This window comes from Bacillus sp. Nf3 (assembly GCF_003028545.1).
GTDB classification, from domain to species: domain Bacteria; phylum Bacillota; class Bacilli; order Bacillales; family Bacillaceae; genus Bacillus; species Bacillus safensis.
This window is the reverse complement of the sequence record NZ_PYUA01000005.1, coordinates 173,397-187,157: the sequence shown is the minus strand read 5'-3', so window position 1 is coordinate 187,157 and position 13,761 is coordinate 173,397. Positions and strand designations below refer to the sequence as shown.

At 42.1% G+C, this 13,761-nt stretch carries 12 protein-coding genes and 1 riboswitch; of the genes, 4 read left to right on the top strand and 8 right to left on the bottom strand.

What is annotated here, in order from left to right; all coding sequences use genetic code 11:
* Positions 1 to 118: 118 nt before the first annotated feature.
* Positions 119 to 212: riboswitch (cyclic di-GMP riboswitch) on the bottom strand.
* A gap of 367 nt (positions 213 to 579) precedes the next feature.
* Genes C9414_RS15365 through C9414_RS15340 form a run of 6 tightly spaced genes read right to left on the bottom strand, consistent with a single transcriptional unit; the run spans position 580 to position 8,474 of the window.
* Complete coding sequence (locus C9414_RS15365; protein ID WP_024424298.1) at positions 580 to 1,383, bottom strand: ABC transporter permease; 804 nt, start codon at positions 1,381 to 1,383, stop codon at positions 580 to 582.
* Positions 1,376 to 2,245 (bottom strand): ABC transporter permease, encoded by an 870-nt coding sequence (locus C9414_RS15360; RefSeq protein ID WP_039176427.1) that lies wholly within the window; start codon positions 2,243 to 2,245, stop codon positions 1,376 to 1,378. The genes C9414_RS15365 and C9414_RS15360 overlap by 8 nt, the downstream gene beginning before the upstream one ends.
* Positions 2,245 to 3,336, bottom strand: a complete 1,092-nt coding sequence (locus C9414_RS15355; protein ID WP_107163975.1) for an ABC transporter ATP-binding protein — start codon at positions 3,334 to 3,336, stop codon at positions 2,245 to 2,247. Before C9414_RS15355 ends, C9414_RS15360 begins: the two co-directional genes overlap by 1 nt.
* Before the next feature lie 8 nt (positions 3,337 to 3,344).
* A complete protein-coding gene (locus tag C9414_RS15350) occupies positions 3,345 to 4,430 on the bottom strand; it encodes an ABC transporter substrate-binding protein (RefSeq protein ID WP_047203945.1) in 1,086 nt (361 codons plus the stop codon).
* Positions 4,427 to 6,415 (bottom strand): hydantoinase B/oxoprolinase family protein, encoded by a 1,989-nt coding sequence (locus tag C9414_RS15345; protein ID WP_107163974.1) that lies wholly within the window; start codon positions 6,413 to 6,415, stop codon positions 4,427 to 4,429. The genes C9414_RS15350 and C9414_RS15345 overlap by 4 nt, the downstream gene beginning before the upstream one ends.
* A complete protein-coding gene (locus C9414_RS15340; RefSeq protein WP_047203943.1) occupies positions 6,405 to 8,474 on the bottom strand; it encodes a hydantoinase/oxoprolinase family protein in 2,070 nt (689 codons plus the stop codon). The genes C9414_RS15345 and C9414_RS15340 overlap by 11 nt, the downstream gene beginning before the upstream one ends.
* Positions 8,475 to 8,841: 367 nt before the next feature.
* Between C9414_RS15340 and C9414_RS15330 the strand changes: the two genes are divergently transcribed.
* The 3 genes from C9414_RS15330 to C9414_RS15320 all read left to right on the top strand — a co-directional run bounded on the left by C9414_RS15330 (position 8,842) and on the right by C9414_RS15320 (position 11,602).
* Positions 8,842 to 9,270 (top strand): NucA/NucB deoxyribonuclease domain-containing protein, encoded by a 429-nt coding sequence (locus C9414_RS15330; RefSeq protein ID WP_039176411.1) that lies wholly within the window; start codon positions 8,842 to 8,844, stop codon positions 9,268 to 9,270.
* Positions 9,271 to 9,397: 127 nt separating this feature from the next.
* Positions 9,398 to 11,095: a methyl-accepting chemotaxis protein gene (locus C9414_RS15325; protein WP_107163973.1), complete on the top strand. Its 1,698-nt coding sequence runs from the start codon at positions 9,398 to 9,400 to the stop codon at positions 11,093 to 11,095.
* Positions 11,096 to 11,215: 120 nt separating this feature from the next.
* Positions 11,216 to 11,602 (top strand): competence protein ComJ, encoded by a 387-nt coding sequence (locus tag C9414_RS15320; RefSeq protein ID WP_107163972.1) that lies wholly within the window; start codon positions 11,216 to 11,218, stop codon positions 11,600 to 11,602.
* Position 11,603: 1 nt separating this feature from the next.
* On the opposite strand, the gene C9414_RS15315 is transcribed toward C9414_RS15320, so the two are convergent.
* Together C9414_RS15315 and C9414_RS15310 are read right to left on the bottom strand one after the other, a co-directional pair.
* Positions 11,604 to 12,410 carry an AAC(3) family N-acetyltransferase gene (locus tag C9414_RS15315; protein ID WP_107163971.1) on the bottom strand — a complete coding sequence of 269 codons (807 nt, stop codon included), beginning with the start codon at positions 12,408 to 12,410 and terminating at the stop codon, positions 11,604 to 11,606.
* Between the two features lie 28 nt (positions 12,411 to 12,438).
* Positions 12,439 to 12,855 carry an Lrp/AsnC family transcriptional regulator gene (locus C9414_RS15310; RefSeq protein ID WP_039176401.1) on the bottom strand — a complete coding sequence of 139 codons (417 nt, stop codon included), beginning with the start codon at positions 12,853 to 12,855 and terminating at the stop codon, positions 12,439 to 12,441.
* A gap of 115 nt (positions 12,856 to 12,970) precedes the next feature.
* On the opposite strand from C9414_RS15310, the gene C9414_RS15305 reads away from it, so the two are divergent.
* Positions 12,971 to 13,735 (top strand): MBL fold metallo-hydrolase, encoded by a 765-nt coding sequence (locus C9414_RS15305; RefSeq protein WP_099662883.1) that lies wholly within the window; start codon positions 12,971 to 12,973, stop codon positions 13,733 to 13,735.
* Positions 13,736 to 13,761 lie beyond the last annotated feature (26 nt).

Genomic DNA, 13,761 nt, shown 5'->3' with positions numbered 1-13,761 from the left:
CTCCACCAATTTCACCCTGCACCCTCTATATCAAAAGAACCAAGTCTATTTCATTAAAATAGACGCTTTAACAGAAAAGGAGCCCACCCCGAATAAAACGGAGGGACTCCCATTTTGATTCGGTAGCCTGCCGACCTTAGCAAAAAAAGAATCATTTACCTTAGGACATGGCTTTGCGTCTCTATGTTTCCATAGATTTGCCTTTTTCTTCTTTTCTTTTAGATATTTTCTATTTACGTCCACTTTATATGAAAATATTGTTTTTTTCACCGAAAAATGGGTGTAAAGATTCATGCGTTATACCGAAGGGTTCGCATGATAATTGACGATATTTACCGAAAATAACTAATAATAGTTGCGTTCAACCGAAAATAATCGACTAAATACCGCAAAAATTTCATATTTTCCCTTAAATATTGAAAATATGGCCGAAAATCTAGGATAGAGGTCTCCTTTCGTTTCCCGCAAATTCTTAAATCTTAAGAACTACATTCCCTAAAAAAATGATTTTTTTTACTGTAAAAACAACAAAAAAAGAGCTGCCATTTCAAATGACAACTCCTTGTTTCTTCATTATATTTACATCACCTTAGACAGACCAATCGTTTTCTCAATAATGAGCAGCGCAATGATAGAAATGATAATAAATATGACAGATATCGCATTGACACTTGGATCAAAGGTCTGCTCAATGTAATTAAAGGTCCTGACGGGAATTGTGATGGTTTGAGGTGAGGAAACGAACAAACTGATCGATATTTCCCCAAATGACGTCACAGCTGAAAACACCCCACCTGCAATGATTCCCGGCTTAATCAAAGGCAATGTGACTCGAAAAAACGTGCGAATGGGTCCTGCGCCAAGATTCATTGAAGCCAGCTCAAGACGCGGATCTAAATTCGAAACACTCACACCTACCGTTCGAACCACATAGGGAAAACCAATGATGACGTGACCAATGACGAGCGCCCACAAAGACCCTGTAAAGCCCATAGCCGTAAACAAGTAAAGCATAGCAATCCCTAACACCACTTGAGGAATCATGAGAGGTGACAGAATGAAAGCTTGGACAGCCTCCTTTCCCTTAAAGGAAAGCCTTGCTAAAGCATACGAAGCCATTGTCCCTAAAAGAACCGTGAGAGGCGTCACGATGAATAGCAGAATCACACTGATCCGAAGCGATTCCATCCATTCTGGATTTGACACGACCTCATGAAACCAACGAACAGAGAACGAAGTCGGTGGAAATTCAGGAAAGGCATTTGGACTAAAAGCAGATAGGACGATCACAAGAACAGGAATGGTTAAAAAAAGATAAACCAATGACCCAGCAGTCCAAATCAGGATAGAAAGCAAGCGATCACCTATTGACTTTTTACGCATGCATCCTCGCCTCCCAACGCTTCAATAAATAGCTTAGTAGACTGACCACCACAAGCACACAAACCAATAATGTAAAGGACATAGCTGCAGCAAGAGGCAGGTTATACACCTGCATCACCTGTTGATAAATTGACAGCGGCAGCAGCGGCTGCATCCGTCCGCCGACTAACAGCGGGGTGATATAGCTTCCTGCTGCCAGTGAGAAGACGATGATCGCGCCTGTCACCATGCCAGGAATGGTCAGTGGTAAGGTGACATGAAAAAAGGTTCGAATCCGGCCAGCTCCAAGACTCATAGAAGCCGGCTTTAAGTGACGATCCATATCGGTTAAACTTGTTGCGATCGGCAGTACTGCAAATGGCAGCATGACCTGGACATATGCAATAATGACCGCATTCATATTCCACAGCATCGAGAGCGGCTTCTCAATCACATGTAAATCTAGTAACATGCCATTGATCAGACCATTTTGCGAAAGAAGAACAATCCATGCAAACGTCCGAATCACAACACTTGTCAAAAGCGGCGACACTAGTAAGATATAGAAAAATGCCCGCAGACGCGGATTAGGTGCCTTGACAAGCACGTATGCTGCTGGGTATGCCATCAATAAACAAATCACCGTTGTCTGTAAAGCCACCCACACAGTACTTCCAATCGCCTTTACATATGCATCTGTCGTGAACACATGAATATATTGAGAAAAGCTATACGTTTGTAATGTATTCATCATCGAATCGACATCGCGAAAACTGAGAACGAGCATCATCACAAGCGGAGCTAGTAAAAATACAACAAGAAACAAACAGGCTGGCAGCAGCATAAACCAATGAAATCGTTGATTCTTTTTCTTGATTCGCATCACGTATGCACCTTCGAATCTAAGAAAACGATATCTTCAGGCTGCCAATGGATATGGACGGTTTCTCCAACTTCAGGCAGCTCGGGAAATGCAGCATCAGAAGCATGGACAATGATTTCATCATTATCAAGCCCCACAACCAAACGTAATGAATGCCCGATATAACTCACATCTGACAGCACGCCTGATACATGGTTTGGCTTTACTTCCTCCCGCCCAGAAGAGATGCTGATTCTTTCAGGACGCAGCATAAGTAATAGCTTTTCCCTCTTCTCTTGATGTGCCTCAGCCTTCAGCTGAAGATGCTGACCGTTTGAATGGGTTACATGCGGAACCGTAAATGCAGCATCAGCTTCATTGTACACGGCCTCAAAGATATTCACCTGTCCGATGAATTCAGCTACAAATCGATTGTTTGGCTGGCGGTACACCTCTAAAGGCGTCCCAATCTGCTGAATTCTACCCTCTCCTAAAATGCCAACTCGATCAGAAAGGCTTAAGGCCTCCTCTTGATCATGTGTCACAAGAATAGTTGTAATCCCGACATTTCTTTGAATATTTCGCAGCTCTGTCTGCATGTTTTTTCTTAGTTTGGCATCTAGGTTGCTGAGCGGTTCATCAAGAAGGAGAACAGACGGCTGAATCGCCAGCGCTCTTGCTATCGCTACCCGCTGCTGCTGACCACCGCTTAATTGGTGGGGCATCCGTTTCGCAAATGCTTCTAATTGAACAAGAGACAAGCTTTCCATCACCTTCTCTTTGATTTCCGCCTTCTTTTTCTTTTGAACCTTAAGCCCGTACGCCACATTATCAAATACAGTCAGATGCGGAAAGAGCGCATAGCTTTGAAAGACCATACCTGTTTTTCTTTGATAAGGCGGCAAAGCTGTCACATCCTGATCACCAATATAGACGACGCCTTTTGTTGGTTCTAAAAAACCGCCAATGATGTTTAATAATGTTGATTTTCCGCATCCGCTAGGACCGAGAAGAGAGAAAAACTCTCCCTCATTCACAGTAAGACTGACATCGTTGAGAGCAATCTGCTCACCGAAGTGCTGACTGATGTGTTCTAAATGAATTCCACTCATGCGATCACCTATTTTCCTCCGCCTAATACTTCGTTCCATCGATTTGTCCAATTGCCAAGCTCAGAGGTTGCTGTTTCATAATCTACCCAAGTCAACTTGCTGTAATAATTTTCTCCAACTTTCACTTTCCCCTTAATCTTGTCATTGTATTTCACATCAGAATTCGACATGCCATAATAAGATTTTTCCGAGAAAGCCTCCTGAGCTTCTTTTCCACTCAAGTAGTTTAATAGTTTGTATGCCGCTTCTTCGTGCTGACTTCCCTTCGTTAAAGCCCAGCTCGCTACAGCTGCAACAGCGCCTTCTTTCGGGTATGAGAAACCAATATCCATTCCTTCTTCTTCAAGTGCAAATACTCGCCCGTCCCAATATGGAACAGCTGCGACATCCCCACGTTCTAACAAGGTTTGAATCGATCCTGGGTTATCCGGAAAAGCAGCGACATGACCTTTTAATTGCGCGAGACTTTTAAATGCTTTATCAATATCCTTAGGATTTGATTCTGTTCCCCCTTGTGCATGAACAAGTGCAGAGAAAAATTGCAAACCAGCTGAATAAGTCGGAGATGAAATGGCTACCTTCCCTTTCAGCTGACTGCTCCATAGGTCAGTCCAACTGTTTGGTTCCTGCTTGACGAGGTCTTTTCTATAAGCAATTCCAAGCTGTCCCATACTAAAGCCTGCTGCATATTGTTTTCCATTCACAGTAAGCTTCTTTTGGACAGAACGGTAAAGCTTTTTGACGTTCGGCGCTTGATCTTCATCGATAGGCGCAAGAACGTTTGCTGCAATACCTCTTTGAATCGTATCAGGCTGTAAGATTAGTAAGTCATATGGTGGATTTTTCCCATTTGACGCTTTTAATTTTGTAAACCATTCAGAATCCGCACCAGAGACGGTCTGCACTTTAATTCCGGTATCTTTTTCAAACTTTTCAAGGATTGGTTTGATGTTCTTTTCCCAATCGCCTCCATATACGCCAACAATCACAGTCTGCTGCTGTTTGCCTTGATCCTTTCCATTTCCACCACAAGCGGTCAGCAGTACAACGATGGATAGGATGCCTGCAAAAATAGCGATTAATCTTCTTTTCATGATTCATTTCCCCCTTTTTGTCCATTCATTTGACGAAGTGCTTGAGTAATATCTTCCTTTGTTAACGGCTCATTTCTATGACTGAAATATTGATGAACTGCATGTTTATAGTGCGTACGTTCATTAGCCGGATAGGAACGCAGCTGAACGGCTAGCTCACTGCTGGCTTCGTCCGTCCATACTTTCTCATAAGCTGCTCTTTGTTCTCCGAAATCCCACACGTCAGTAGCGGCAGGATCATAAGCCTTTTCACGCACCTTGCTCGTCTGCTCCTCATCAATCTTCCATTCATTTTGGTCTAAATACACTTTCACACCATATTGCTGCAGCGCTCTTTCTTCACTTAATAGACCTGCTTCCACTTCCTGAAGGACTTTTTCTTTCTTTCTGGCAAATGGATTCCCCCAGCCGCCTCCACTTGGTGAAATCAATTGAACGATATCGCCTTTTTCAAGTCGCAGAACATCTATTTTGGGCTGGTCTTGTTTCTCACCATTAGCTGTGATCAGCTTGACCTCACCAACCGCTCCTGCTCGGCCGCCCATTAAACCCCAAGGCTGAAACTTCATCCGTTCCATTCCTCGTGCTGTCACCATCGATTCAGGCTTCATCATTTCAAATTCCAAACCAATCGCATGTCCTCCTCGATTTTCACCAGCTCCACCTGTATTCGGCAGAAGCTCATATCGGTGAACATGAATATCAATATGCTGTTCCAAACTCTCAATTGGGGTATTCTTCAAAAAGCCTGACGAATGATCAATACCGTCAACTCCATCAGTACCATTTTGAGCACCGCCGCCTCCGCCTAATGGTTCGACAACGGACATTTTCCTGCCCCCCGTTTGATCATCAGGTACAGAGAGAACCACAATGGCAGATTGACCTGCACCTGCTGCCGGTACTGCTTCAGGCAGCAGCTTACCAATCGCGCCTAGCACGACATTGTACAGCCTCATCGTAATCGAATGACGAATCCCGACAGAGGCTGGATATTCTGGATGCACCAGCGTTCCTTTAGGAGAGATCACATCGATTGGATACGTTATTCCACCATTAATCGGTATAAAAGGATCCTTACTAATGATGTAATTAATCAACCCTTGATAAAGAAAGGAATGCTTCTGACCATTGGTAACAAGGTTAAAGGCTGTTTTTACTTGCGGGTCACACTCAGAAAAATCGAGCGTCAGCCGTTTCCCTTTGATCGTTAGCTTGATTTTCAACCGAATAGGGACGTCTGAAATCATATCATCATCTAAATAATCAGCAAATTCACTCGTTCCATCCGGTATAGCTTCAATGACCTTTCCAGCACGATCCTCGGCTTGCTTCAGCAAGTCTATCATTCCTTGTTTCACTTCGTTTTTTCCAAATTTCTCAATCATTTCTTTTAACCGAATATCTGCTGTATTGACAGCAGCAATCATCGCATTGATATCACCATCATTTAGATGACTAGCGCGGCTGTTTGCTCTTAAAAAGGTACGTACAACCTGATTCTCTTTCCCGCCTTCATAAATTTTTACTGGCGGAATTCTTAATCCTTCTTGATGAACATCCGTTGCTGTCGGTGAAATACTCGAAGGCACAAGTCCACCCACATCACTGACATGAACAAAAGACCAAGCATAGCTTACGATTTCATCATCCACAAAAATCGGCTTAATGATATGGACATCTGGAAGGTGAGTTGCCAAACCATCTGTCGTATAAGGATCATTAGTGATGATAATGTCTCCTGGCTGCATCGGTCCGCTTTCTTCAATCGCTTTTTTTAGACTCAGCCCTAAAAAGATCGTCACACCCACTGTCTTTGGATAAACAAAGAAATCTCCAGAAGGCGTGGCCAATGCTGTCGCAAAGTCAGCAGATTCTTTGACGAAGGTCGTAAACGACGTCCGTTCAATGACATGCCCCATACCTGATGCAATCGCATTAAAATAACTGCGCATCATCTCAAGCTTTGCTGGGTCAGTTCTCATGTAAAGCCGCCTCCTTTGAAATCACTAAGTTACCTGATGGATCAATGCTGCCTGTCCAGTTTGGCAAAATTAATATTGTCGTATCATCCTGCTCAATCACGGCAGGCCCATTTACAATAGAACCTACTGACAGCGTATCCCGGTTATAAACCGATGCTCCGTATTCTTTTTCTTCTATAAAAATTCGTCTATATTCATTTGGTTTCAAAGACTGTCCCCTGCTTTCTTGAACAGGTGAAAAAGGCAGCGGAGGCGTCTCGCCTATGACTCGAACGCGTAAATGAGTAAACTCGATTTTTGCATGATCATCCCTATGACCATATTGACGCTGATGCAATTTGTGAAAGGCTTCAATGAGTTGGTGGATGTCTTGTTCTTGCTTTAGCCAATCAATCGATAATGGCAATTCAATCTCAAATGCCTGCCCTTGATAACGTGCGTCTGCTAATAAGAGAATGGATGTCTGATTGATATGCTGAATGTTCTGCTGGCTCACCCAATCAGTCGCTTTTCGTGACAGCTTCTCATAATCTTGTTTTAGTTGGTTGATCGAATAGTCTTGTAAACATATTTTCTTCGACAGCACCGCATCATGGATAAAATCAGCTGTTAAAGCACCTAACGCACATAATGTACCAGGACTTGGAGGAACAACTACATTTTTCGCATGGATTTCTCTTGCAAGGAAATTTGCCACAACCGGTCCTGCTCCGCCAAATGCCAGCAAACTAAAATCTCTAGGGTCAAACCCTTGCTGCTCCATCACATTGCTTAATTCTGTATACATATTGGCTACGGCTACTTGAATGAGCTGGTCAGCCGCCTCTTCAACCGTTTTGTTGAGCTGATCAGCAATTGGCTGAAAGGCCTTTTTCGCTGAAGACAGTTGTAATTGTAAATGTCCTCCGGCAAAACGTTCTTGATTGAGATAACCGCATATGAGAAACGCATCAGTTAAAGCTGCTTTTTCTCCCTTTCCATACGAAGCTGGTCCCGGGTTTGAGCCAACTGATTCCGGCCCCGCTTTGAGAAGTCCGCCCTGATCAATCCATGCTACCGAACCTCCTCCTGCTCCTATTGAATACATCGCAACAGATGGAAGAATAATTGGGAAGCCTGAAAGCTGATTCGATTGAGCCATTGTAGGCTGTCCATTTTGAATGATCGAGATATCTGCACTCGTCCCCCCAACATCAAAAGTGATCAGATTGGGTTCACTCGCTGATGCTGCAATTCTCGCCGCACCGATGACACCAGCTGCCGGACCAGAAAAGAGAGTCTTAACAGGCGAGGTTGCCGCACTTTCTGCATCCATTAAACCACCATTTGATTGTGTAATGTATGGAGAAATTGGTACACCTTCTTCCTTCAAACGGCTTTTCAATGTTTGCAAATACTGTTTCACCTTTGGCTGAATGTACAAATTAACAACAGACATCACTGTACGCTCGTATTCCCTCATTTGAGGCCATAATTCAGATGAGGTAAGGACTTCTAACTGTGGATAATGATGATTGATATAGGCTTTTGCCTGTAATTCATGAACTGGGTTTTGATAGCTATGTAAAAATGAAATGACGATACCTGCTAGCTTTTTAGATATAACATGCTGGACCGCATCATCTAATTGCTGCAGATGGAGAGGTTTTTTGATCGTACCATCGTGTATCAACCTTTCAGAGATTGGATATACATGCTTCCGTGGTATCAATGGTTCTGGCAAACGAGAATTGAAGTCATAAGGAACGGGTAGTCGTAAACGTTGAAGTGACAATATATCTTGAAATCCTTCTGTCACAAAAAGGGCTAAATCTGCTCCTTTTCGCTGTAATAATGTATTCAGACCGATTGTCATTCCGTGAACGAGGTATTGGATGTTGGATAAATCAACACCTCTTTTTTTTAGAAGATTTAACCCATTGATAATTCCTTGGGCTGGGTCATCAGTCACTGTAGGCGTCTTGAGTTCAGTCAGCTCCCCTGTTGCTTCATTTATCAGCGATAAATCAGTAAATGTTCCGCCTATGTCTATTCCGAGCCGGTATGAGACATCCGCCATTTGTACTTACCTCCTACAATGTAATTAGAATCATATTTTGATAAATTACGACATTTTTTGATATTTGACTCCATATTATTAAAGCAGATCGGTCTAGTCAATTTTATTTTTTTGAAATTTCTGTGTGTTAAATTCTTGAAATTAGCCGAAAAAGCAGTAATAAAGCCATTTTGGATGAGCATATTCGTTTTCTGACCCACAAAATTAAAATTTTTATGAATTTCTACAAAAATGAAAAGCAAGAAATCGAGTAAAATCTGTTTTTTGAATTTTAAAAGACGTTTTTTCAAAACCAGGAGAAATTGGTAAGTAATTCTGCTATACTTCTGTTTACAAAATACGCAAACAAGAAAGAGAGCCAGCATCTATGAAACTTCTTAAAATGATTCTCTTGCTTTTATTGATTGTCATTGGTGTAGCAACAGGCTATATCCAGCTGGAGCAAGGAAAACAAGAGACAGCGAATTCATCTTATGACAAAACCATTCATTTTCCATCAGACCGCTATCCCGAAACAGCCAAGCACATAGAAGAAGCCATTGATGAAGGTCATTCGTCCATTTGTACAATTGACCGTAAACATAGTGATGAGCAGAGAGATCGATCACTACATGGCATTCCAACAAAGCGCGGATATGATCGAGACGAATGGCCAATGGCGATGTGCAAAGAAGGAGGCAGTGGAGCTTCTGTCAAATATGTACGCCCTTCTGATAATAGAGGCGCAGGCTCGTGGGTAAGTCATCAATTATCGGATGATCCTGACGGCACAAGAATTCAATTTATCATCGATTAGTCGCCTTTCCCTTTTCTATATTAAAAAAATTTTCACATGACTGCTTGCAGGTATTTTAAACACTTTTTTCATGCCGATAATCCTTAAGGAGGGATATCCTACCTTATACCTAAAGGAGTCAAAAAGCATGAAGAAAAAGATAAAACTGAGGCTAGGCGCCAAAATTTTGCTGATCTTTTTAAGTGTCCTCATCATCTTTTCTGCGGTTGTTGGTTATGTGGTGAATCGCGAAATGACAGAAAACATCAAGCAAATGGCAACTGAAAAAGCAAAAGGTGATTTAAAGCTAGGCTACGCCTATCTAAATGAAAAAGTGGCAGGCTCGTGGCAGATTAAAGAGGACAAGCTATTCAAAGGAAATACGCAAATCAATGATCATGATGCATTGGTTGACCAATTAGCCGAATATACCGGTGATACCATCACGATTTTTCAAGGAAATACCCGTGTTGCTACAAATGTCATGTTAAACGGGAAACGAGCTGTAGGCACAGAAGTCTCTCCTGAAGTGAAAACCACTGTTTTAGATAAAGGAGAAAATTATTACGGCACAGCAAATGTTGCTGGGAAAGACTATCAAACGGCTTATATGCCGATCAAAAATGAAGCAGGCGAAACAATTGGTATTTTTTATACTGGCGCCAATCAAAGCATGATTTCACAAATGCTTCAGTCATTCTATATACAATTTGTCATCGTCCTTTTGTTAAGTCTAATCGTTTCAGTCATCATTATTTCTATTTTCACTAAGCGGATTCAGGTACGTCTCAAGCATTTGGCTTCTGCCATTAAGAGTGCAGGCGAAGGTCATTTAACCATCAATGTGACGGATACTGCCGGTGATGAATTGTCTGACCTGGCTGGTCATTTCAATAAGATGCGTGAAAAACTAAATCAAACCATTCTAAATGTCATGAACACGTCTGAATTAGTGGCCACATCCTCTGAGCAGCTGTCAGCTAGCGCAGAAGAAACAAGTGCAGCATCAGAAAAAATCACCCACACGATCCAAGAAGTGGCACAATCTTCAGAAGAACAGTCCGCTCAAATGACAGCTAGTGAGCACAAGATGATTCAAGTATCAAACGAGCTGGCAAACATCACTGAAAATGCCGGACAAATGGCTTCAAGAAGTCACTTCGCACAAGAAATGGCCCAAAAAGGTGTACACAATATCGGTGAAGTTCATTCACAAATGACATCTATTGCAAAATCAATTGAAGAAAACGGTACAGCAATTCAAGCATTGGAAACACGTTCAGCTGAAATTGATCATATTTCCAAAGTCATTACAGATATCGCCAACCAGACAAACCTACTAGCTCTTAATGCAGCAATTGAAGCAGCACGGGCAGGTGAGCATGGAAAAGGGTTTGCTGTTGTCGCAGACGAAGTGAGAAAGCTCGCTGAAGAATCTCAAGCATCATCAAACATGATTTCCCATCTCATTTCTGAAATACAAAAAGAGATGACTCATTCGACGAATGCCATCAAACGAGTAAGAGAAGAAGCGGCTCAAGGGGCTGTCCTTATCTCTCATACAGAAGAATCTTTTCATGATATCCAGCAGTCCATGAGAGAAATGGCAGATGGCATTAAGCATTTATCGAGTGCATCACAAAAAATCGCAGCTTATACTAACGATGCGAAACAGTCTTTTGCGTCTATTACAGAAGGAGTTAAACGAACGAGTGAACATTCACAGCAAGTAGCAGGTTTAACAGAAGAACAATTTGCTGCAATGGAAGAAGTAACAGCTTCATCAGAAGCACTTGCCCATTTAGCAGGAGATTTAAAAGCAATGGTCTCGCAATTTCACATCTAGATCCCACAACAAATAGCGCAAGACGGCGGCAATCGTCTTGCTGCCTAACTTTCTCCTCAAGAATGACTCTTTCAACCATTTACGTTTCAACGAAAATCCATGAATAAAGGAGTTTTTTATATGAATCTCTTAAATCAAACCTATTCTCTATCTATCTCCTACCACCAAATCACGGTATACACCGGAAGCGAAACACCACCTATCATTGATTGGACAGATGAGGACATTCTTCAAGGATTCGCAACTGGAGATCAAGGAGTTTCCTTTGAAGGAATCAATAATGGAAAGGCGTCTATTATTGTGACATTAAATAGCGATGAGCCCCAAGTCTCTATTGATAGAGCCATAACAGTGCCCTTTACGCATACAAGTGATCAAGTTTATATCACAAGCGTCATGGCTCATGTACTGTCTTTCCCCATTCCAAAAGGAGACTATCAGCTTACCTGCTATACCTCACAGCAGCCTGATCAAGATGTTTATTATGTAAATTTCCAAACAGTGTAGATTACGACTGATCGTATAAATCAAGCCACTTTTCCGCATAGTCTACCGATTCTCTCACTGGCAATAAATATGAACTGGCAAGTCCGATTTGATTGTGCTGATAGAGGCCTCCTGATTGCAGAAAATCACGGCCAATCTGTTCAAATAGTTCTTCTCTTGTGATGATATCTTGGTACTCTTTCCATACTCTCCACCCATTTTCTAAAATAGGGGCTCCTCTTGTCATGAGGTCCTGCTGGGGGATTCGATATTCAGCTAGATGAAAAGCTGTCATGCTTTCAAATGTTGTACCAAGCAGCAGCACTTGAGCATGAAGATCATACATGCGGCCAAGAGGCGAATGCTCTCCTAATCCAAAGGAAAGTGCATGGTGTTTCAGAATTTCATGTTTTCTTTTTCCCCAGGCTGTGAATGAAAAATGGGGATGGTTGCTTCTCGCCACGCCTGGGTATTTCCAAAATGTTTCCGCTACCTTTCCCATTGCTGTTGGCGTCGTGTAAGCTGGATCAAATGCAGGCATTGTTTCTTTGATCGATTTCCACCATGAATAAGGAACAGGCGGATCAATCCAATCGGCAGGATCAGAAAGCTCTAACGTTTGTGCCGGCATAATGAGTGTCCCCTCTTCTGTTAAGGTTTCCATCAATGCTTGTATGACGGCTACAGCGCCTCCGTTTACCCAGCCGATGGATGATAAAGATGAGTGAACACATAAAATCATGCCCTTTTTCACACCAAGTTGTTCCAAGTCTGCTTTGATTCTTTCCTTTGTCATCGGTTCAGCTTGATTTTTGATTAATTTTTGCATCGTTCCTTTTCCTCCTACGTCTCTTCGATTATTGATGAATGAGACGTTTAACCGCAATAGACAGTTTGTAATTTGCGTAATTTGTCAGCTCCGTTAAAAACTGATCAAGCTCATCATGGCTCGAGAAATGTCCTTCAGCCATATAACAGCCCTCACCACTTATTTTGAACAAATTCTTGATTTCTTCCTTTTCATAAAGAAACGACAGAAGTGGTTCATGATGATGACTACGGGTATAGAGCTGCAAAAATGTTTGAATCGTCTTTTGCGTCTGCCAATCAATTGAAATGGTATATGCTTCGATCACGCCTTCTTCTTCTAGCTTTAACACCCGATTTGCAACAGCTTGGCCGGTTAAATGAACTTTTTCACCTAGAGCTTTCATCGTTAATCGGCTATTCTTTGATAGTTCTTTTAAAATATTCATATCTGTTTGGTCTAGCATTGGCTCACCTCTTTCAAAAATCAAGCCCTTCCGATAAAAGACTTTCATGATCCTCTGTCACATAGAACTCTTTTAATATACTGTAAACTTAATCAGAAAAAAAGGAGGCCTTTTTATGAAAATTACACTCATTCGCAATGCTACTTTATACCTTCACTATGGTCATTCAACTTTTTTAATCGATCCCTTTTTGGCAGCAAAAGGAACATATCCACCGTTCCCTCATACAGCCAATCAACATTTGAATAACCCTATTGTGGAGCTTCCTGTAAACATTGATTTAGACAGTCTATTACACCCAGATGCTGTCTTACTCACTCATTTACATGTGGACCATTTTGACGATGAGGCCAAAAGGAAATTAGCTCAAGATGGGCCAATTTATACTCAATCGGAGAAGGATCGAAAAGAAGTTGAAGAAGCTGGATTTCAGCATGTCACATGCATTGAAGATGAAATGGACATTTGCGGCGTTCATATTAAACGTACAGGTGGACAGCACGGAACGGGAGAAACGGCGAAGCGGATGGGACAGGTGAGCGGTTTTGTTTTCTCTCACCCTGATGAACCTACCCTTTATATTGCAGGTGATACCATTTGGTGTGATGAACCGAAAGAGGTTGTGAATACATGCAAGCCGGACGTCATTGTGGTCAATAGCGGAGCTGCTCAATTTTTAGAAGGCGATCCGATTACCATGACCAAGGAAGAAATTTTAGACATTCACCGTTCTCAGCCAAAAGCTCAAATTGTCGCCTGTCATCTTGAAGCTGTGAATCATTGCTTGTTAACAAGAGCTGCTTTAGAAGCTTACATTCAAGAGCATCATGCAGATCAAGCCATTTTTGTCCCTCAAGATGGGGAAAGTCTCACCTTCTGATCACAATAAAAAACCGGCACCTCGCT

What these genes read in the sequence shown, in the direction of transcription:
- C9414_RS15365 (WP_024424298.1), bottom strand. Translation starts at nt 1,383, where the DNA reads ATGCGTAAAAAGTCAATAGGTGATCGCTTGCTTTCTATCCTGATTTGG.
- C9414_RS15360 (WP_039176427.1), bottom strand. Translation starts at nt 2,245, where the DNA reads ATGCGAATCAAGAAAAAGAATCAACGATTTCATTGGTTTATGCTGCTG.
- C9414_RS15355 (WP_107163975.1), bottom strand. Translation starts at nt 3,336, where the DNA reads ATGAGTGGAATTCATTTAGAACACATCAGTCAGCACTTCGGTGAGCAG.
- C9414_RS15350 (WP_047203945.1), bottom strand. Translation starts at nt 4,430, where the DNA reads ATGAAAAGAAGATTAATCGCTATTTTTGCAGGCATCCTATCCATCGTT.
- C9414_RS15345 (WP_107163974.1), bottom strand. Translation starts at nt 6,415, where the DNA reads ATGAGAACTGACCCAGCAAAGCTTGAGATGATGCGCAGTTATTTTAAT.
- C9414_RS15340 (WP_047203943.1), bottom strand. Translation starts at nt 8,474, where the DNA reads ATGGCGGATGTCTCATACCGGCTCGGAATAGACATAGGCGGAACATTT.
- C9414_RS15330 (WP_039176411.1), top strand. Translation starts at nt 8,842, where the DNA reads ATGAAACTTCTTAAAATGATTCTCTTGCTTTTATTGATTGTCATTGGT.
- C9414_RS15325 (WP_107163973.1), top strand. Translation starts at nt 9,398, where the DNA reads ATGAAGAAAAAGATAAAACTGAGGCTAGGCGCCAAAATTTTGCTGATC.
- C9414_RS15320 (WP_107163972.1), top strand. Translation starts at nt 11,216, where the DNA reads ATGAATCTCTTAAATCAAACCTATTCTCTATCTATCTCCTACCACCAA.
- C9414_RS15315 (WP_107163971.1), bottom strand. Translation starts at nt 12,410, where the DNA reads ATGCAAAAATTAATCAAAAATCAAGCTGAACCGATGACAAAGGAAAGA.
- C9414_RS15310 (WP_039176401.1), bottom strand. Translation starts at nt 12,855, where the DNA reads ATGCTAGACCAAACAGATATGAATATTTTAAAAGAACTATCAAAGAAT.
- C9414_RS15305 (WP_099662883.1), top strand. Translation starts at nt 12,971, where the DNA reads ATGAAAATTACACTCATTCGCAATGCTACTTTATACCTTCACTATGGT.